Genomic DNA, 20,213 nt, shown 5'->3' on the forward strand with positions numbered 1-20,213 from the left:
TTATTTTAAAATGTAGTGACAATATCACTACATTTTTGCTTTTTATAGAGGTCAGTAGCTATGACACAATCAACTATGTATCAATTTCGACTTGATGCCAATGAAAAGCGCCAAGCCTTTGAAGTGTTTGACGAACTAGGTATTAAGCCTGCGCAAGCGATTCGTCTATTTTTACGTCAAGTTACGGCAACAAAGTCTATTCCGTTTGACGTCGCAATTCCTAACGCCACCACGCAACGAGCGATGCAAGACGTTGAAGCCATGATTGCAGACAAGCAAGCCCGATTTAGCAGTAACAAGGAATTGTTTGATGCCCTCGAAAAAGACGATTAATTCAAAACGCACGAATTTACCAAGAGCCTCAGATTTTACCAAAGATTTTTTGAATGATTGGCAAAGGCTAGTTAAAACAGGGCGTTATGACATGGTTAGGCTCAAAGAAGTCATGCTGTTATTAATTGCCAATAATGAGCCGTTAGGGGCAGAGTGGAAAGACCATGAATTAAAAGGAAATTGGGCAGGATTTCGAGAGTTACATGTGGGTGGCGATTTTTTATCCTCTGTTACCGTAAAACCACCGACTTCAGGCGGTGGATATAAGGCAACTCCATAACCATGCTTACGCACAGATGGTATTTAGTGCGGTGTATTCTGCTGTTCAATGTACTGGCGGATAATCTCAATGGGAGCACCACCACAACTACCTGCAAAATAACTCGGCGACCACAACGCATCGCCCCATAACTGCTCTTTAATAGACGGATATTCTTTCTTACGCAATAACCGACTAGACACACCTTTCAAGCTATTCACCAAACTAGAAATAGCTACTTTAGGCGGATAAACCACCAATAAATGCACATGGTCGTTTTCACCGTCAAACTCAACCAATTGTGCCTCAAACTTTGAACAAACTTCCTCAAAGATGACTTGCATATCGTCTAAAATCTGTTTGGTAAATACTTTTCTGCGGTATTTCGCCACAAAGACCAAATGCACATGAAGATTGTAAACAACGTGCCTACCACGTCTTAAATCGTTTGACATATAATTAGACCAACTGTAAAATAAAAAAATCCAATTATACTTAAACCCATGAAAACACTCAAGTTGCGCATACGAGACAAACACATAGCGAAGCTTAACCGCCTAAGCGGTTCGGTCAATTTCGTGTGGAACTATGTTAATGACTTGAGTTATAAGCACTTACAAAAGACTGGTAAATTCTTTAGTGCTTACGACCTAAACGAATATACCAAAGGTAGCGGTGAATTACTTGGCTTACACTCGCAAACTATTCAAGCCATCAACGAAACCCACGCCAAAAGCCGTAAACAGTTTAAAAAGGCAAAGTTAAACTGGCGAACCAACAACCCAACATCAAAGCGTAAAAGCTTAGGTTGGCTACCATTTAAACAATCTGCCATCAAGCATATTGCCACCCACCAAACAGGCAAAAAAGGCTTAAAATCCACCTTGCAACTATCCCTAGCCAAAGGACAAAAGCTAGTCATCGACCTATGGGACAGCTACAACCTTAGCCTATATCAAATTAACACTTGCGAATTGGTACAAGACAGCCGTAACCGTTGGTATGCCTGTATCACCGTCAAAGAATACCCTAAAACCACTTGTGGAACTGGTAGCGTCGGTATTGATTTAGGTTTAAAAGACAGTGCTACAGCCTCAAATGGCGATAAACTACAAATCAAGCAAACGCTCAAATATGCCAAAGCATTAGCCATCGCCCAACGCGCCAAAAATAAACAGCGTGTCAAAGCGATTCATGCCAAAATCAAAAACACACGGCAAGACCTAATCCACAAATTCACCACACAGCTAGTTAAAGACAATGCCCTAATCGTGGTGGGTGATGTTAAAACCACCCAATTTAACAGTAAAAAAGGCAAACTAGCCAAATCGGTTTACGATGCAGGTTGGTTTGAACTCAAGCGACAACTGACCTATAAATGCGAGAACGCAGGTTGCCGTTTTGAAATCGTAAATGAGAAATACACTACCCAAACTTGCTCGTGCTGTGGCGATATGTCCAGTAGCTTGAGCGGTAGAGCAGGTTTGCGAATAAGAGAATGGACTTGTGCGAAGTGTGGCACACGGCATGATAGAGATATTAATGCCAGTCGGAACATTCTTGCGGTCGGGCTTGACCGTCTTGTAGAAGGAATCCCCGAACGATAGGGAGGGGAGGAAGTCAAGCTGATACTCTCAGCCATGCGAGCGGCTCGCCACTATCATCATGAAGTGGTCAAGGGTGACTGGCAAAAAGATGGTCGCTTTTGTCTGCTCGATACACCACTCATTGACCTTGAAAGCAAAACGCTGGGCATTATTGGCTATGGCACGATTGGCAAACGGGTTGGGGAAATTGCCAAAGTCTTTGGTATGACAGTATTGATAGCCGAACACCAAAACAAACCGCCAAGAAATAGCGACTATAGCGCGTTTGATGATGTCCTTGCTCAGTCCGATGTCATTACCCTGCATTGTCCATTGACCGAGCAAACGCAGCATTTAGTGAATGCCGATAGCATTGCCAAGATGACAAAAAAACCGTTGATTATCAATGTCGCGCGCGGTGGCGTGGTCGATAGTCAGGCAGTGGCTGATGCCGTTACACAAGGTAAATTATTGGGCTATGGGGCAGATGTGTTTGAATATGAACCGATTAAAGACAACGACCCATTACTCACACTTAAAGACCACCCAAGAGTGATTTTTACCCCCCATAATGCGTGGGGAAGCGTCAATGCCCAGCTTAACCTATGGGACATACTGTGTCAGCAAGTGCAAGAGTTTATCCAACTATCGCATAAGGGAAAATAACGAAAATAACGGAAAATAAATATGACAAGTAAACTGCAATTTCAGGACCTAATTATCGGCACAGGTAAAACTGCCGAGCGTGGGGCACTGATTACCGCGCATTACACGGGCTATCTGCCAGATGGCACGGTATTTGACTCATCGCATCACCGCGGGCAACCCTTTGAAGCTGTGATTGGCACAGGGCGGGTGATTAAAGGTTGGGACGTGGGCGTTTTGGGTGGCGAATACGCCCAAAAAATCGGCTATCAAGCCCAAGTTGAAAACCCTGCCAATCTCATAGCCATGCAAGTTGGTGGCAAGCGCAAACTCATTGTGCCAAGTCACTTGGCGTATGGTGAGCGCCAAATCGGAAAAATCCCGCCAAATTCAGACTTAACCTTTGAAATTGAATTATTGGATGTCAAAACTCGTGATTGAGATTACATTGGGTATTTATCAGCACTACAAAGGCAATCTGTATCAAGTGCTGCACATCGCCAAACATAGCGAAACTGAAGAGGAGTTGGTCGTCTACCGTGCGCTCTACCAAGCGTATGGGGTTTGGGTGCGACCGCTTGCGATGTTTGCCGAAACGGTGGAAGTCAATGGCGAAGCTGTGCCAAGATTTAAGCTGATAAAACCGCTAGACAGTTAAGTTTGGCGGTAGTTGATAGGGGGCAGTGATATAAAAATGACTGACAACAAAAAACCCCAAACTAATAAGCTTGGGGTTAATCGATTTATACCTAAGACAAATGATGGTGGCGTGGGGCAGGATCGAACTGCCGACACACGGATTTTCAATCCGTTGCTCTACCGACTGAGCTACCGCGCCATGTTTGTCAGCATCAGTATTTGAGCGGCTATTAAACTAAAAATCGCCAAAGGTGTCAAGCACTATTTTAAACTTTTTGCAAAAAGTTGCTAGTAACTGGCAAAATCCCAAGTTATATCAAGTTATATCAACTCGTACATGGCTAAAATACGATGAATTGCGCCGCAGCCAGGTACAAACTTGGTATTGCCTTTTTTGCGCTCAATATCGGTAACTTGTTTGACAAATTTGGGGGCAAGACCGCGCCCGCGATTGGCAGGATGTAGTACGATGTACTGTAGCAAGCGGCTAGACTCGATGCCTTCATTAAAGCAGCCAATCGCGGCAATCGGTTTTTCATTAAACATCCCCAAGTACAGGATATCACCCTTGGCAAAGGCCTTTTCAAAAAACGCCACAGCATCACGACCTGTAGCAAACTCAGGCGAGCTGTCGTACAATTTTTCCACCCGCAATTTAAGTTCAGGATCGTCAATGCTGTTGTTTTCAAAGTTATTGATGGCAACGGATTCTAATGGCATAAAGCCCTCCTTGTTAATTAGCGCACGTTTTAATTAGTGCATGTTGATTTAGTATAAAATAGTAACTAGGATACCAACAAACTTGTATTTGTTATCCAGTATTTTTTGCTAAAAATAAAAGCTGTCAAGGCGTTGGCAAGGCCTTGGCAAGCCGTGATGGCTTTTTTAGTCAACCAAATCTTGGACAAACTCTGTGAAATGATAATGTGTTTTTCAAAACAACCTGCTCGATGCCGTCCACTAACGGCGGGCGAAAAAGCCATCGCGGGTAGCGTATTTGGTGATACGTTACAGCTTGATAGTATACGCCTAAAAACTGCATGGTGGGTGCTCAAGGGATATGCGGTCAGTCCCAATGGTCATGTATATTTTCATCCAGCAGATTTTTGTGATGATTTTAGTCAGCAAAATGTTTATCTGCGCGCGTGGCTGGTGCATGAATTGACCCATGTCTGGCAAATCCAACAAGGCATTAAGGTGTTTCGCCGCGCCCTGCTCAATCGGCGCTATAGCTACGAGCTGCAAGCCAATAAGCCATTTGGTCGTTATGGCATAGAGCAGCAAGCGCGTATGGTGGAAGATTATTATCGAAAACGTGAGCTCAAACAGGATTATGAGCCATTACTCGCCTTTATTCCGTTTGCCAGTTTACAGCCTGCCACCGCCTAGCGCTATCAACTCTCTGTGTCGCTGTCACCACCCAATGTTTGTAGCGATTGCGGTGGTTTTTTTAGCATAATTGCTTGATGGATGGTTGTCTTAAGTTTCAGTTAAGCTAAATCTGTATGATAGCCTCATCCTAAATTTGGTTATTATATAATGGCTATTTTTTGGTGCATTTGGATAAGGTGAGTAATCGTATGTCAGTGAATAACTCTCGATGGGTAGCATGGCGTCAGCAAGGTATTAATGCTTATGTGATGATGGGTATTGTCGCGCTATTTTTGACCCTGACCGCAAACGTTACTTTCTTTGATAAAGCCACTGATGTCTATCCGTTTGCCCAGCATATTGGCTTTATAGGCTCATTGCCGTTGGTGCTATGCGGTGTGATGCTACTGGTTATTGTGCTGCTTAGCTATCGTTACACCCTTAAAGCAGTATTGATTTTTTTGCTATTGACCGCAGCAGTCACGGCATATTTTACCGATACCTATGGCACTGTCTATGATGTCAATATGCTACAAAATGCGCTACAAACCGATAAAGCAGAAAGTGCCGATTTGTTTAATGTCAATTTTATCTTACGCATTTTATTGCTTGGGGTATTGCCTAGTGTGGGGGTGGCGTGGCAAAAGGTCACATTTCCCCCCATTAAGCGCAGTCTATTGCAGCGCGGCTTTACGTATTTGGTCAGTCTCGGCTTGGTGGTGTTACCGATTTTGGCGATGAGTAAAAATTACGCCAGTTTTTTCCGTGAACATAAACAGCTTCGTAGCTATACCAATCCTGCAACCCCTGTATATGCACTGGGTAAACTTGCCAGTATACAGCTCAAACAAGCACAAGCTCCCAAAACCCAAATCATGCATGCAACCGATGCGGTGCAGGTGAGCAATCCCACCACCCGTAAGCCAAAACTGGTGGTATTTGTAGTCGGAGAAACCGCACGCGGCGACCATGTGCAGCTAAATGGGTATAACCGAACCACCTTCCCACAGATGGCAGCGACGGCTGGGGTAACTAATTTTAACCAAGTCATCGCCTGCGGTACCTCAACCGCTTATTCGGTGCCTTGTATGTTTAGTTATGTCGGTATGAAAGACTACGATGTGGATACCGCCAACTACCAAGAGAACGTACTTGATACTTTAAATCGCCTAAAGGTCAATATCTTATGGCGTGATAACAACTCAAGCTCAAAAGGCGTCACTAATCGTTTGCCCGCGGAGAATTTTGTCGATTATAAAACCGCGCGCAACAATACGATGTGTAATACCAACCCCTATGGCGAGTGCCGCGATGTGGGTATGTTAGTAGGTTTGGATGACTACGTCAAACAGCAAGCTAACCAAGATACCCTTAACCAGGACACGCTAATTGTGCTACACCAAATGGGTAATCACGGACCTGCGTATTTTAAACGATATGATAAGCAATTTGAAAAATTCACCCCAGTCTGCCAAAGCAATGAACTTGCCAAATGCGACCCACAAAGCGTGATTAATGCCTTTGATAATGCGCTACTTGCCACCGATGACTTTTTGGCAAAAACGGTGAACTGGTTAGACAAATATGACAGCACCCACCAAGTGGCGATGCTGTATGTCAGTGACCACGGTGAAAGTCTGGGCGAAAACGGCATCTATTTACATGGTATGCCTTATAAAATCGCGCCTAAAGCGCAAAAACACGTCGCATCGATGTTTTGGGCAGGTAAGCACTCAGGCATTCAAGCAGTGCCATCTAATACTGAACTCACCCATGATGCCATTACCCCAACCTTGTTAAAACTGTTTGATGTGCGTGCGCAAACCGTACAAGGCAAACCATTATTTATCAAGTAAAGTTATCCAGTAAAGCCATTTGGTTAATTAGAGCCATTTAAGTAATGTTAGACATAACAAGTGCGTCCAACTCCAGCGACAGCAAGATAGATGGTTCAAAATAGATGAGTATACAGATCGCTAAATTAAAAAATTTTGCCAGTAGGCAGACCGTGCTCGGACTGGTGCTGGCTATCATCTTTACGCTAACGCTGGAGCACAGTGCTATTGATGTAGCCATCAGCCAGTATTTTTACTCCCCCACAGATGGCTGGCTGCTTGCCAAAGAATCACTACTCCCTAACTTAATTTTTTATACCATTCCCAAAAGATTATTAATTGCGTTTGAAGTCTATATGGCAATCGCATGGCTACAATGCTACTTATTACAACGCCGTACATCGAGTCACTGGCTTGCCAAGCAACAGGCATGGTTTAAGCCTTTTAGCCCACTATCACTGACTGAAATAGGCTATCTATTCTTCGTGATGGTGTTAGTACCTTTGATTATCGCATCACTTAAAGGGGTGACGCATGTGGTGTGTCCCAATCACTTGCAAATTTTTGGCGGTGAGTATCCTTATCTCACGATACTAGAAGACATCCAAGCCGGCACCCGCTCAAAATGCTTCCCTGCGGCGCATGCCAGTGCTGGGTTTGCCCTGTATGCTTGGGCGTTTATCCCAAGTCTTTGGCACAAGCGCTGGCAAATCGCAGCGATAGTGACGGTGATAGCTTGGCTAATGGGTGGGTACAAAATGTTGATAGGTGACCATTTTTTCAGTCATACCCTGGTATCTATGAGCTTGGCATGGGGGATTTGCGCGGCGGTGGCATGGGCTTGGTGTCGGTTGTATGCCAAAGCTGCGTCCGCAAAAAATTCATAATGCTAACAGTTAATGGTATAAAAAAGCGTTGAGGAACACCTCACGCTTCTTTTCGGTTGCATGACTAGCTTAACCGATTGATGGTCATCACCACTTTATAGCCATCGGGATGACTGGCAGTTAAGCGAGAAGGCAGTTTATCGTTACTGTTGCTATAGCTAAAAGTGGCTGTCCAATCGCCATTTTGGGCACTGACTAGGCGATTAGTGCTGTCTTTTTTATCATTGGCATCACTCGGTGCTGGCTGACCTTGAATCCAGTAAGGCAGCTGTGAAATGGGCGCTTGCCAACCGGTTGCACGTAATAGCAATTCTTCAGGGGTAGCGGCATTAATGGTGCCTTTTTCATTAGTTAACGTCGCAGATTGACCATTGTAGCTGATTTTGGTTTGACCTGCATTCATCGCACCTGCAATCTCAATGGCAAAGTTTTGTCCTTGCTGTGTCCAAATATAAAACGCGCTGCCTGCCTGCTGCGGCGTGGTCATGCCAATTTTACCATTGATGGTAAATTGCGCGCTTGGTAGCGTACTTGCAGCCACTTGCTCAGTAGTGGTAGTCGATGGCGTCGTGGCAGTTTGGGTATTGACCACAGGATTTGTCATCACTGTGGTGACAGGCTTGGCGGTGATAGGCTTAGTTGTTGCCTGTACTGACTGACAGCCTGTTAGCAGCATGCTACTGATGCCCAAACAGGCAATACTTAACACCGTGACTTTGCTGGTGACCGCTGGTAATAAATGCATAATATCCTCAAATGTTAATCAAATTTGTTAATCAAGTTTTCATCAAATGTTAACTGGTTGCGCTCAAGTATAATGGTTTAAAAAACTGATGGGTAAACTATAAATAGCCATTGTTAAGCCTGTTTTGCTTAACTGCTCAAATTGGTGAAAAAGCGGTTATTATTTATCTGTTGTTTATCTGCCATTTACCTGTCATTTACTTGCCGCTTATCTGCCTTACAACCGTCATTGCTCGCTAGTCGTCATGCTTAGAGACGATTTTAGGCAGCGCTATTGCAGATTTTTGGGTTGATAACCGAGTTCATGGACCAAGATTTGGTTGATGCGAGCCGCTTCTTTTTGGTTGCCCAAATTTAAGTAGGCTTGTTGCAGCAGCAGGCCACTAATCACATCGGGTACGATATCAAAATTATCTGATAACAGACTAATGACGGTGGCGTTATTAGCCTGATGCAGCGCTTGTTGCGACAATATTTGCCGCGCCTTTAAACCGACTTCTTTGTCATTGATTAATGCCGTCAGTAGGGCGGTCACTTCTTCATTATTTTGTTTTAAATTGACCAAGGTTTGCGCATATTCGAGTTGATAATCCACGTTTGCCGGTGCAAGGCGAATCAACTCTTTTAACAGTCGCAATTTACTGGTGTAATCATCATCGGGCAGTAACAATACCTTGGCAAATAAGATATCGGTATTATTGGGTAAATTGGTTTGTGCGCTATTAAGCAATGCTAACGCTTGCGCGGTTTGGTTATTTTTTTGCAAAATATTGGCTTGCATGATGTAGCTTTGCGGCGCAAAACTGTCAAATTGTTCCCGTAATTTGATGCTACTGGCAATCGCTTCCTCAAAACGACTTTGCGAGATTAATAAATCAATCTGTTGCTGTCTGGCTTTGAGCACCAAATCAGGTTGCATCACTTTGCCATAGTAGCCAATCGCATCATTGAGTAGGTTCTGGCGTTCGGCACTGACAGCCAAATAATAATTGGCTTGGTCCTTAAAGTTGGGGCTGGCAAGCAATGCTTTGAGCAAGCGATCTGCTGCGGCGTATTTTTTCAAATCAATACCTACCAAAGCCGCCAGTAGTTTGATTTCTTCATCTGCCAAAAACTGCTGATTAGCACGGGCATTGAGCTGTTGCCATACCTGCGCGCTTTTGCCTTGCTTTAGCATATAGCGAATTTGATAGACAAATAGCGCTTTATTGTCAGGCACGGTTTTACGCGCCTGCGCAATAAACGCAATCACTTGATTACTGGGCGATAACGCTTGCAGGATATCTGCTTTTAAAATCAAAAAAGCCGGACTTTTTGGGTTGGTTTTAAGCGCCCGATTAATCGCCACTAACGCGGCTTTGGGCTGTTGAAACTGTAGCAGCAGACCTGCTTTCATCACCAGTAGTGAAGGGTTGTTTTTGATATCTAATCGATTGAGCGTAGCAAGCAGTTCAGCTTGGTCACGGGTTTCGGTGGGATAAATCCCAATCAAAATCTGACTTAAATCAGCGTCAGGATCGTACTGCAAAATTTGATTGAGCTTTTCGCCGGCTAATTCATACTCGTGCGCTTTGAGTGCCAAATGGGTCACATAAAAAATCGCCGGCACATGGTCAGGATTTTGCTGTTGCCACGCATTGGCAAAAGCGAGTGACAACTGTGGTGGTTCATTTTGTAAAGATAAACCCAGTGCGCGTTCAAAGACGGGGGCGGCATCCGCCAAAAAAGACTGCTGCTTATAGGTCGCTAACGCCCGATCGATACGACCGCGATCTGCGGCAAACTCTGCCATCAAAATCGCATACAGGCTTGGCTGGGTGCTGACCACAGCACTCGGCTGACTAAGAGAATGATTAAGAGACTCACTAGCGGATGCAAAATTTGCCCCCGCACTAAAAACCGCTGGGCTAAACAATAAGCTTGCCAACGTGACCGTAGTCGCGACTACATTTTTGCCTAAAGCGGTAAAAGGTTTAAATACATCAAGCGGCTTTAAATTAGCCTTCAGATTCGGCTTTAGATTGACAAAAAGTTGCTGCGGTGTGGATAAATGCATCGGTAAATAAATCGATAAACAATAAGGCTTGACATATTTCGACGCAAAAAAGCGTGGATTGAGGGGACAACCACGCACAGCGCAACAAGCCGATGAAATAACCGCTGGAAACAATTTTAGCATTTAGCTCGCTTGGACAGTAACGTACCTAAAAATTACAGTCAGTATTACAATCAGTGACAAGTAAGATGTAACAAAATGTTCATGAAAAACTTAAATTATACGGGGTCAACGGATTCAACTATGTAGAATTATGGTTAAATCGTATGGGTAAATAGCAACCAAATAAGCGAATGTGGCAGAGTTAAGTAAAAAAATATGATGATAGCTCGAATGACTGTCCAAAATGCTAGGCATGCTAGATATGTTAATGTTTTAAATTGTAATGCTTTAAAGCGTGGCTAAAGAATTTCCCTAAATCAAAAAAGCAGGATGTTTTTCATTTGTTATTAGCAATGGTATAATAATCCACTTTTCTAATTTACTTTTATTAAGTGGTTATTATTAAGTTGCTTTAGGTTTCTTTATATTGCCACTTTTCCCCCTGTGTTATCAAGCATGACAAACGTCGATAGGCTGATATGGGCTGGATGTCGCTTAGCTAGCACACTTAGCTAGCAAACTTGGGTTCACAAAAATCGGCTTTGATAAACGCGGTCATTTTTAAGGTCATTACGTTATATGCAGCTTCTGGTTATTGGGTTAAATCATAAAACAGCACCAGTTGCCATGCGTGAGCAATTGGCGTTTGCTGCTGAAGATTTGCCGATTGCCTTAGATTCGCTCAAAGCGATCACCCAAGGCGCGGTGATTTTATCGACCTGCAACCGCACTGAAATCTATGCCCTAGCCCCTGAAGGACAGACCCTTCCTAGCACGATGTCACAAGTGATTGAATGGCTAGCGGCTTTTAAAAACACGCCCATGCAAAAAATCGCGCCACACCTGTATCAATATCAAAATAACCATGCACTGCTACATTGGGTGCGGGTAGCGTCTGGGCTAGACTCGATGATTTTGGGCGAGCCGCAGATTTTGGGACAAATTAAACAGGCGGTGCGCCAATCCCGTGCCAAAGAAGCTATCTCGAGTAAGCTTAGCTGGGTGATTCAGCAAGTATTTGCCGCCGCCAAACAAGTGCGCAATGAAACGCGGGTAGGCTCACAAGCGGTGTCGTTAGGCTTTGCCGCCGCCAAATTGGTGACCCAAATTTTTCAAAAACCTAGCAACAACACTTTGCTGGTTGTTGCGGCAGGTGAGATGAATCGGCTGGTTGCGACCAATATCGCAGGTTTAGGTGTCGGCAAAGTCATCATCTGTAATCGTAGTCCTGAGCGTGCCGCGCTGCTTGCCTCTGAGCTTGAAACGATTGTGCCGCAGATTGAGATTACTCCGCTTGATCAATTACCCAGCGTGTTGCCGCAAGCGGATATTGTAACCAGCTGTAGCGGTAGCTTATATACTTTGATTGATAAAACCATGGTGAAACAGGCGTTAAAACAGCGCCGTCATCAGCCCATGTTAATGATTGATTTAGCAGTGCCTCGCGATATTGAACCTACCGTCAGTGAGCTAGATGACGTGTATTTATACTCAATCGATGATTTACAACATGTGATTGCAGGCAACCTTGAACAGCGTCGCCAAGCTGCCGTAGAAGCAGAATTGTTGGTGAGCCAAATCGTGGTGGCGATTGAGCGCAAATACTTGGTGCGCCAAGTGGGGCAGGATATTCAGCAGTACCGTGAGCAAGCCAAACACCATGCGGATATGATTTTAAGCCAATCCTTACAGCAGCTTGCCGATGGTCATGCAGCCGAAGCCGTGTTAACCGAACTGACCCGTAAACTCACCCAAACGTTAACCCATGCACCGTCCAAACTATTGCGGGAAACGGCTAGCGAACAGCCCGTAGAAACCGTCAATTTTGTGGCACAACAGCTGACCCATGCCTTTCGCAAAGACAAATGCCCCTATCTTACCCATAACAACACCCTGCTTGATGACGAGCCAGCGTCACCGTCTTTTGACAATCAATAATTAACAAGCAATAATTTTCCTATCGCTGAGCTTTTAAGCCCAAGTTTTCGCTACAAGCAGTGGCTAGCTTTTTTGCATCAAATTTGTAATACTGAAAATTGCTCTGCTAACTCTGATAACAATGGCATTGATTAGGATTTGCTATGTTTACTTGCCCACCGATACTACCGTATTTTACCCCACTGCCTGCGCTTAGCCTGCAAGGCGAAGCCAATCTTGGCATACCCGCTTGGTTAGCAGCAGTAGAAGCGGACTTGGATAAGGCGTTGGCATCTGGCACACCGATTCGCCAAGTCGTCATGGGGCGCTGCTGTGCGATTGATAGCATGATGGAAGCCTTGTTTGAGTTGTATGAACTCGATCAAACTGATTTAACGCTGTTTGCCACAGGGGGGTATGGGCGTGGGGAGTTGCACCCGTTTTCGGATGTGGATTTATTGCTGTTAAGTCCAAACCCGATTGATGAGGCATTGAACCAAAAAATTTCGCCGTTCGTCGCGAAGCTTTGGGATATTGGGATTGATCCTGCTTTGGTGGTGCGCTCCGTTGAAGAATGTGATAAGGCTTGCCACGATGATATCACGGTCGCAACAAGTCTGTTAGAAGCACGAATTTTGGCAGGCAACGTTGCCCAAGCTGGGTTACCGATGCAGCTACTCAATAAAAACTGGTCACAAACCAAGTTTTATGAGGCCAAAATGGCAGAAGCCAAAGAGCGCTATCTTAAACATAATTCGACGGAGTATAACCTAGAGCCGGACCTGAAAAACGCACCTGGGGGCTTGCGCGATATTCATACTGTCGGCTGGATTAGTAAGCGCTATTTTCGCGTGACAAACTTGTTTGGACTGGTGCAGCAAGAATTTATTACCGAAAAAGAATTTGATGAGCTGCAACAAGCGGAAGATTTTTTGTGGTTGATTCGCCATCATCTGCACAAAATTGCCAAACGCAATGAAAACCGTGTTTTATTTGACTATCAGCGCCTGATTGCTGAGCGCATCGGTTACCGTGACAATTCGCATCCCAATGCCGCAGTCGAGCAGTTTATGCGCGATTATTACCGCTATGCCATGTCAAACTCAACATTGTCTGAAATGCTCACCCAGCATTACTATGAAACCTTGATTGAAGCACGCTTACCCGATGAGCAGCGCCCGGTACGTAAGGTGATTAATGAGCGCTTCAAACTGGTCGGTGATCGCATCGCGGTGACGCATACGCGGGTATTTGCCCAACATCCGACCGCGATTTTAGAAATGTTTTTGTTGATGGGTCAGCAAAATATTCGCCATATTCGTACCCGCACGCTACGGATTTTGAAAATTGCCGCGCGCGGCATTGATGAGCATTTTCGCAATGACCCCGCCAACAAAGCCATGTTTATGGACAATATCAAAGAGCAAAATCTGCTATTTTGGCGACTGCGAGTCATGAAACGTTATGGCGTGCTAGGTAGCTATTTGCCTGCTTTTGGTCAAATTACTGGGTTGATGCAATATGACTTGTTCCACCGTTATACGGTGGATGCCCATATTTTGATGTTGATACGTATGTTGCACCGCTTTACCGATGACACTTATGTTGATACTTATCCCCTTGTCAGCGGTATCTACCGCCGTATTGACCGTAAAGAGATGCTGGTGTTGGCAGCGATTTTCCATGATATTGCCAAAGGTCGGGGCGGTGACCACAGTGAACTTGGCGAGCAAGATGCCATCAAGTTTTGCTTGTCACATGGGTTAAGCCAAGCCGATGCCGAGCTTGTCGGCTGGCTGGTGTCTCAGCATTTATTGATGTCGATGACCGCGCAGAAAAAAGACATCTCTGACCCCGAAGTTGTCGCAGAATTTGCCGATAAAGTCGGGAATGTGACTTATTTGAATTATTTGTATGTGCTTACCGTTGCCGATATGAATGCCACCAACCCGCAGCTTTGGAACAGTTGGCGGGCAACCTTGATGCGTCAACTATATACCCAAACCCGCCGTATCCTGCGGGCTGATATCGATGCGCCGATGAACCGCCAAGACATGATTGCCAGTAACAAGCAAAGCGCCCGTGATTTGCTAGCGGGTGATAATGGCTTGGCTGACATTGAAAGCTTGTGGGATGGGCTAGGGGAAGAGTATTTTTTGCGTGAAGTCCCAAGCGATATTGTTTGGCATTCTAAAGCCATCATGGCGCATGATGAGGTACAAAAACAACGCACAGAGAGCGAGCAACCTGAGCCGCTGATTATTTTGCGTGAACATCGCGAGTTGGCACTCGATGCCGTGCAAGTATTTATCTACACCCATGACCAATCCAATTTATTTGCGGTGACCATGACCGTGTTTGACCAAATGGATTTGGACGTACTCGATGCGCGCGTCATCACCGCCTCGCGAGATTTTGCCCTAGATTCTTACGTACTGCTTGACCGACATGGCACGCTACTCACCGATACCGAGCGCCAAACTGAGCTCGTTGAGCATCTAAAACAAGCCTTTACTAGTCCAACGCTACCTGAGGTAGCGCAGCGACGCATGCCCAGACAGCTCAAGCATTTTCATGTGCCCACCAAAGTGTCTTTTAATTTTAACCCGCAATCCAATCAGCATATGATGATTTTGGAAACCCTTGACCAGCCAGCCTTGCTTGCGCGTGTGGGTCAGGTGTTTTTGGCGCATGATATTGAAGTGCATTTTGCCCGCATTACCACATTGGGTGAGCGCGCCGAAGATATGTTCTTTATCACTGACCATGAAGACAAACCACTATCAGATGAGCGACTAGAAAAACTCAAACAGGCATTGGTAGAAACGCTGAATGTCAGTTAACTTGTCAGTGGGAAAAGTCACCTGCAAGCAAGCCCAATCGTAAGTCTAAGCGCAATTACCAGTAAGCTATTGGATTTGATTACTTTTGGGTACGCGCCAAATACACCATTAAACAAACCATGGCAATGAGCGCGATACCTGCCCCCACATAACCCACCATAGCCAGGCCTAGGCTTGCAATCACCAGTCCACCGACGAACGCGCCGCCGCCGATACCAACGTTATAAATTCCTGAAAAAATTGACATCGCTACATCAGTGGCATTCGGCGCAAGCTGTAATACGCGTAGCTGCAAAGCAAGGCTAATCGCCGTAATTGCCAAGCCCCACAGCATCGCTAGGACAAGCCACAAGATTGGCACATGGGGCAGCCAAGCAGATGCTAACAAAGAAAACAGCAGCGTTGCCATCGCGCTAATCAAAAACGCCCGTGGGAAACGGTCATAAAAGTGTCCAAATAGCCAGCTCGCTAGCAACCCTGCCACCCCAAAACTCAGCAAAATAACCGTGGCAAATTGCTGACTAAACTGACTAATCGTCAGCATATAAGGCTCAATATAACTATACGCCGTAAAGTGTGCCGTCACACATAGCACAGTGAGTGTATAAACAGTGAGCAAGGGGACGTTATTAAAAATACTGGGTAAACTTGCGGCTGAGCCGACATCTTTGCTCGGCAGTTTTGGCAAAATCCACCACACCATAATCATTGCCAAGAGCGCAGCCGCGCCAATCGTACCAAACGTCATCCGCCACCCGAGCCACTGCCCAATCATCCGACCTAACGGCAGCCCAAGCACCGTCGCCAGTGCGCTACCCATCGACAATAGCCCCAAGGCTTTGGTTTGACGATCTTTGGGCGCCACACGCACCACAAGGCTTGCGGTAATTGACCAAAACACCGCATGTGCTAGCGCAATCAATGCTCTCCCAACCAACAGCATGGCAAAACTTTGCGCCATCACCGATACCGCATGCCCCCCGATAAAGATAACAAATAACCCTATCAATAGCTTACGCCGTTCGATATGGGCAGTAGCAAGCATGGCAGGGAGCGACAAAATAGCCACAATCCAAGCATAGATAGTGATCATATGCCCCACCGTTTCTACCGGCATGGCAAAGCTATGACCAATGTCGGACAGCAGCGCAATCGGCACAAATTCGGTGGTATTAAAAATAAATGCCGAAATCGCCATGACAATCACGCGCCACTGGCGAATTTGGTTGGGATAATTGGGGTTGGACTGGGTATGTTGACGTAACTGGTGAAAATGGCTCATTGCGGGCAGGATGGCTAAGGCTGATGGCATACCTTAGCGGCTCACTCTATAAAATAAAAGCAATTTTACGTTATTTTATGGTGAAAATAGCTTTGGCAGTAAAAAATCGACTCATAGGATAGCGCCATAACCCAATGCGTAGCGGATAAATTACTGATACAGTCATTCGCTATACCCACTAGCCCCGCAACTTAGGGATAAGTGGTTAGAAAACTGGCAATCAGTCCGACTATTTACCTTTGGACAAAATCGCCACTTGGCGGATATAAGTATGTAAATCAGCCACACTCTCATTCATCAATTCATCATCTTGGGTGTATTCGGCGTAGGCAATCCAAATCAGCAGCTGCTTGATGGTGTTGAATTCACTGTCAAAAAAGGTTTTGGTAAATTGTTTTAAGGTATTGTCATCTTGCAAATTTAGGCGCGTTTGCCAACTTTCAATTTTGGCTTGTTGCTCAGGGCTAAAGGTATGGCGAAATAAAAATTCGACAATCGCATGCGGTTCTTCTTCAGCCAGCAATTTGCCCAAACGCTTAATGTGACGTTTGCGTGCTTCATGGCTGGTGATATCGGCAAGCTGCAGCAAGTCATCCAAAAAAAACTCACTGGCAGGCAGTGCCTTCATTTGTTTTTTTGACAAATTGGCAAGCGGTTCAGCCAGTCGCTGTAGGCGTTCATGGGCTTTTTTTAGTTCGGTACGGCTAACCGCCATATCCATTTCAGCAAAATTAATCATTTATCAGTCTCAAAGTTATCAATCATCAGTACAAAGTTGATTCAGAACGTGCTACCAGCGATTTTTTTCACGGTGCTTGATACGTACCACCATCTCTTTGGGTAGCGATTGGGTCAGTGACTCGCCCAACTTTTCTGCGATATACACAGAGCGGTGTTTGCCCCCAGTACAGCCGATAGCGATGGTCACGGTGTGGCGATTGTTGTGCAAAAAAGGCGGCAGCCATTTTTTAAAAAAAGCGATAATATCATTCGCCATCTCATCTACTTCGCTATAGTCATCAAAAAATGCTTTGACACCATCATCTAGCCCTGTCTGGTTGCGCAGTTCAATCATCCAATGGGGGTTTGGCAGGGTACGCACATCAAAGATAAAATCGGCATCAATCGGTGCCCCATATTTAAACCCAAAGGATAAAATATTGACGGTTACCGCATTATCCACGCCCAAATGATCGCGAATGACTTCTTTGAGTTGGTGGATATTAAGAAGGCTGGTGTCAATTTTGATATCAGCGCGGATGGCAATCGGCTCTAAAATATCGATTTCTTTTTTGATGGCATTGGGTAGATTGCCCGACACTGCCATTAACGGATGCAGGCGGCGCGTGGCGTCAAACCGTGCCACCAGGACGCTTTCTTGGGCAGTCACATACAGTATTTTAATCGCCGGTTTGCTATAAGTATCTATCAGCTTATGATAGACCTCGGCAAACCGCGATAAGTCCGCTTGTGGTGAGCGTACATCGACACCAATGGCGATTTTATAAATTTGGCTGTCATGTACAAGTTTATCAATGGCACTAGGGACTAGCGAGAGTGGCAAATTATCAATTGGATAATAGCCAAAGTCTTCCATGATATTGAGAACCGATGTCTTACCCGAACCTGAACGTCCTGAAACAATGATAACTTGCAGCTTTGACATAGTTAATCCTTTACAGATGCGGTGGTAGGTTGTTGATTAAAATCGCTAGCCGATTGCTGCCCCAATTGCTGATTCAATTCCGGACTAAATTCCTGATTTAACTCCCGACTAAACTCTAGGTTATCTAAAAGCCGTGTTTTCTTGCCCAAAAAAGCGGCGGTCAAAATTACCAAGTCTTTATCAGTGGGCTTCGGCGGTTGTAATAAGCGATTTTTAACTTCCAAATAATCCACTTTAAAGCCTGAATCAGCCACCGTCACGCGATTTAACTTATCAATTGCGCCGGCAATAATCTGGTCAAAATCGGCAAAATTGGCAGTTTTTAACTCATTGGCAAGCTGTTGCAAGCTTTTTTGCAAGGTGGGGGCAAGTTGACGTTCTGCTTCGCTTAAGTATTGATTACGAGACGATAATGCCACCCCGTCCTCAGCCCGCACGATATCCACCCCGACAATCTCAATCGGGAAATTTAGCTCAGCGACCAACTGGCGGATAATGGCAAGTTGTTGATAGTCTTTTTTGCCAAAAACAGCGATGTCAGGTTGGACGATATTAAACAGTTTACTCACCACCAAGCCGACACCATCAAAGTGGGTGGGGCGAGTGTTGGCACACAAGATTTTGCTAATATCACCTGATAGCACTTGCACGTTGTTAGGGTAGGTTGGGTACATTTGTTCCACGCTTGGGGCAAACACAAAATTTGCCCCCGCGTCGGTAAGTTTTGCCACATCAGCCTCTAGCGTGCGTGGGTAGGTATCAAAGTCTTCACCCACGCCAAATTGGGTTGGGTTAACAAATACACTGACCACCACGATATCGGCAAGTTCTTTGGCTTTTTTGACGAGGGTCACGTGACCGCTGTGCAAATTACCCATCGTGGGAACCAGCGCTATCTTTGGCGCAGCCGCTTGATGGCGTAAAGGTTTTAAGGTGTCACGTAATGCGTTGATGGTATGAAATACTTGCATTTTTTTGCCTTTATGATTACTAAAAACTATGGGCTGGCGTTGGGAACGTACGGTCTTTGACCGCTTTATGATAGGCTTTAAACGCCCCGGTGATATCTTTGGTTTCGTTATGCTCGTCGGTCAAAAAGTCTTTGACAAATTTGGCAGGTTTACGGGTATATACCCCAAGCATATCGTGCATCACCAGCACTTGACCATCACACTCCACGCCCGCACCGATGCCAATCACTGGGACGGGGAAAGTGTCACGCACTTTTTTGGCAAGCTCAGCAGGGACACATTCGAGCAGTAAAATGGCGGCGCCCGCCTCTACCACTGCTTGACAGTCAGCCATGAGTTTTTCCGCTTGGGCATCGGTTTTGCCTTGTACTTTGTAGCCACCAAACACATTCACTGATTGCGGCGTCAAACCTAGATGCACACAGGTCGGCACGCCGTTGTTGGCAAGCACTGACACGATTTTGGCAAGCTCGGCACCGCCTTCGATTTTGACCACATGGGCGCCGGCTTGCATCACCGCTTGGCTGGCATCGAGTGCGCGCTCAAGCGTGGCAACGCTCATAAAAGGTAAATCACATAAAATCAGTGCATGACTGTTGGCACGAGCCACGTTTTGGGTATGATACACCATGTCTGCGATTGTGACAGGTAAGGTTGAGGTTTGTCCTTGCACTACCATGCCAAGGCTATCGCCAATCAAAATCGTATCAATCGCGGCAACTTGCATGGCTGCTGCAAAACTGGCGTCATAACATGTCAAGCACGAGAACGTCTCGCCATTGGCTTTGAGTTTGTTTAAAGTGGACAAGGTCACAGGTAATTTAGCCTTGGTCGTCGCTGCGGCAGAAGTTGACTCAGTTGTTGAATCAGGGTTAGATTCTAGGTTGCTAACGTAGCTCATGCGGTTTCCTTTAAAAAGCAAGGTTAAAAGAAGTAAAGCTAAAAGAAGTAAAGCTAAAAGAAGCAAGGGCAAAAGAAACAGGCAAAAACAAGAAATAGGAAAAACAAAAAACGTTACTTTATCAATGGTTTAATTTTTTGCGATTTCAAATCTATAGCACCAATAATTTGTTAATT

At 45.3% G+C, this 20,213-nt stretch carries 20 protein-coding genes and 1 tRNA gene; 11 read left to right on the plus strand and 10 right to left on the minus strand.

Features of this window, described 5'->3' with window-relative positions; translation table 11 throughout:
* Positions 1-60: 60 nt before the first annotated feature.
* Both RNZ41_RS00220 and RNZ41_RS00225 read left to right on the plus strand, forming a co-directional pair.
* Entirely contained in the window at positions 61-333 is a 273-nt protein-coding gene (locus RNZ41_RS00220; RefSeq protein WP_060995878.1) for a type II toxin-antitoxin system RelB/DinJ family antitoxin, read from the plus strand.
* Positions 311-613, plus strand: coding sequence for a type II toxin-antitoxin system YafQ family toxin (locus RNZ41_RS00225; RefSeq protein WP_060995877.1), 303 nt, complete (start codon positions 311-313; stop codon positions 611-613). Before RNZ41_RS00220 ends, RNZ41_RS00225 begins: the two co-directional genes overlap by 23 nt.
* 23 nt (positions 614-636) lie before the next feature.
* On the opposite strand, the gene tnpA is transcribed toward RNZ41_RS00225, so the two are convergent.
* Positions 637-1,047, minus strand: a complete 411-nt coding sequence (gene tnpA, locus RNZ41_RS00230; protein ID WP_314027293.1) for an IS200/IS605 family transposase — start codon at positions 1,045-1,047, stop codon at positions 637-639.
* Positions 1,048-1,095: 48 nt separating this feature from the next.
* Here tnpA and RNZ41_RS00235 point away from each other — a divergent pair, with 48 nt between their 5' ends.
* From RNZ41_RS00235 to RNZ41_RS00250, 4 genes are read left to right on the plus strand one after another with little or no spacing between them, the layout of a single operon-like run.
* Complete coding sequence (locus RNZ41_RS00235; protein ID WP_314027294.1) at positions 1,096-2,199, plus strand: RNA-guided endonuclease InsQ/TnpB family protein; 1,104 nt, start codon at positions 1,096-1,098, stop codon at positions 2,197-2,199.
* 21 nt (positions 2,200-2,220) lie between these two features.
* The gene (locus RNZ41_RS00240) at positions 2,221-2,844 is read left to right on the plus strand and encodes an NAD(P)-dependent oxidoreductase (protein ID WP_314027797.1); all 624 of its coding nucleotides are present in this window, start codon (positions 2,221-2,223) and stop codon (positions 2,842-2,844) included.
* A 21-nt stretch (positions 2,845-2,865) separates the two neighbouring features.
* Positions 2,866-3,264: an FKBP-type peptidyl-prolyl cis-trans isomerase gene (locus tag RNZ41_RS00245; RefSeq protein ID WP_203171225.1), complete on the plus strand. Its 399-nt coding sequence runs from the start codon at positions 2,866-2,868 to the stop codon at positions 3,262-3,264.
* Positions 3,245-3,481, plus strand: coding sequence for a DUF1653 domain-containing protein (locus tag RNZ41_RS00250; RefSeq protein ID WP_286130682.1), 237 nt, complete (start codon positions 3,245-3,247; stop codon positions 3,479-3,481). The genes RNZ41_RS00245 and RNZ41_RS00250 overlap by 20 nt, the downstream gene beginning before the upstream one ends.
* Positions 3,482-3,585: 104 nt before the next feature.
* Here RNZ41_RS00250 and RNZ41_RS00255 read toward each other — a convergent pair.
* Positions 3,586-3,661: transfer RNA gene (locus RNZ41_RS00255), tRNA-Phe, on the minus strand.
* Between the two features lie 122 nt (positions 3,662-3,783).
* Complete coding sequence (locus RNZ41_RS00260) at positions 3,784-4,182, minus strand: hypothetical protein (protein WP_065253908.1); 399 nt, start codon at positions 4,180-4,182, stop codon at positions 3,784-3,786.
* Positions 4,183-4,386: 204 nt separating this feature from the next.
* On the opposite strand from RNZ41_RS00260, the gene RNZ41_RS00265 reads away from it, so the two are divergent.
* The 3 genes from RNZ41_RS00265 (at position 4,387) to RNZ41_RS00275 (ending at position 7,555) form a co-directional block, all read left to right on the plus strand.
* Positions 4,387-4,851 carry a type IV secretion protein Rhs gene (locus RNZ41_RS00265; RefSeq protein WP_314027295.1) on the plus strand — a complete coding sequence of 155 codons (465 nt, stop codon included), beginning with the start codon at positions 4,387-4,389 and terminating at the stop codon, positions 4,849-4,851.
* Positions 4,852-5,042: 191 nt separating this feature from the next.
* On the plus strand, positions 5,043-6,689 hold the full coding sequence (locus tag RNZ41_RS00270; protein ID WP_314027296.1) for a phosphoethanolamine transferase: 1,647 nt from the start codon (positions 5,043-5,045) through the stop codon (positions 6,687-6,689).
* A gap of 104 nt (positions 6,690-6,793) precedes the next feature.
* Positions 6,794-7,555 carry a PAP2 family lipid A phosphatase gene (locus tag RNZ41_RS00275; RefSeq protein WP_314027297.1) on the plus strand — a complete coding sequence of 254 codons (762 nt, stop codon included), beginning with the start codon at positions 6,794-6,796 and terminating at the stop codon, positions 7,553-7,555.
* A gap of 64 nt (positions 7,556-7,619) precedes the next feature.
* On the opposite strand, the gene lolB is transcribed toward RNZ41_RS00275, so the two are convergent.
* Positions 7,620-8,300 carry a lipoprotein insertase outer membrane protein LolB gene (lolB, locus tag RNZ41_RS00280; protein WP_409950580.1) on the minus strand — a complete coding sequence of 227 codons (681 nt, stop codon included), beginning with the start codon at positions 8,298-8,300 and terminating at the stop codon, positions 7,620-7,622.
* A gap of 270 nt (positions 8,301-8,570) precedes the next feature.
* Positions 8,571-10,478 (minus strand): tetratricopeptide repeat protein, encoded by a 1,908-nt coding sequence (locus RNZ41_RS00285; protein ID WP_314027298.1) that lies wholly within the window; start codon positions 10,476-10,478, stop codon positions 8,571-8,573.
* A gap of 558 nt (positions 10,479-11,036) precedes the next feature.
* On the opposite strand from RNZ41_RS00285, the gene hemA reads away from it, so the two are divergent.
* Together hemA and glnD are read left to right on the plus strand one after the other, a co-directional pair.
* Positions 11,037-12,395 (plus strand): glutamyl-tRNA reductase, encoded by a 1,359-nt coding sequence (gene hemA / locus RNZ41_RS00290; protein WP_314027299.1) that lies wholly within the window; start codon positions 11,037-11,039, stop codon positions 12,393-12,395.
* Positions 12,396-12,538: 143 nt separating this feature from the next.
* The gene (gene glnD, locus RNZ41_RS00295; protein WP_314027300.1) at positions 12,539-15,217 is read left to right on the plus strand and encodes a [protein-PII] uridylyltransferase; all 2,679 of its coding nucleotides are present in this window, start codon (positions 12,539-12,541) and stop codon (positions 15,215-15,217) included.
* Positions 15,218-15,296: 79 nt separating this feature from the next.
* Here glnD and RNZ41_RS00300 read toward each other — a convergent pair whose 3' ends face one another.
* The 5 genes from RNZ41_RS00300 to panB form a co-directional block, all read right to left on the minus strand.
* Complete coding sequence (locus RNZ41_RS00300; RefSeq protein WP_314027301.1) at positions 15,297-16,529, minus strand: sugar transporter; 1,233 nt, start codon at positions 16,527-16,529, stop codon at positions 15,297-15,299.
* A 199-nt stretch (positions 16,530-16,728) separates the two neighbouring features.
* Positions 16,729-17,238, minus strand: a complete 510-nt coding sequence (yjgA, locus tag RNZ41_RS00305; RefSeq protein WP_007116564.1) for a ribosome biogenesis factor YjgA — start codon at positions 17,236-17,238, stop codon at positions 16,729-16,731.
* A gap of 51 nt (positions 17,239-17,289) precedes the next feature.
* Positions 17,290-18,165, minus strand: coding sequence for an RNase adapter RapZ (gene rapZ / locus RNZ41_RS00310; RefSeq protein WP_095356293.1), 876 nt, complete (start codon positions 18,163-18,165; stop codon positions 17,290-17,292).
* Positions 18,166-18,167: 2 nt separating this feature from the next.
* Complete coding sequence (gene panC, locus RNZ41_RS00315; protein ID WP_314027302.1) at positions 18,168-19,136, minus strand: pantoate--beta-alanine ligase; 969 nt, start codon at positions 19,134-19,136, stop codon at positions 18,168-18,170.
* A 19-nt stretch (positions 19,137-19,155) separates the two neighbouring features.
* On the minus strand, positions 19,156-20,037 hold the full coding sequence (panB, locus tag RNZ41_RS00320; protein ID WP_313422062.1) for a 3-methyl-2-oxobutanoate hydroxymethyltransferase: 882 nt from the start codon (positions 20,035-20,037) through the stop codon (positions 19,156-19,158).
* Between the last annotated feature and the right edge of the window lie 176 nt (positions 20,038-20,213).

Origin of the sequence: Moraxella sp. DOX410, from assembly GCF_032248735.1 — a bacterium.
Taxonomy (GTDB): domain Bacteria; phylum Pseudomonadota; class Gammaproteobacteria; order Pseudomonadales; family Moraxellaceae; genus Faucicola; species Faucicola tetraodonis.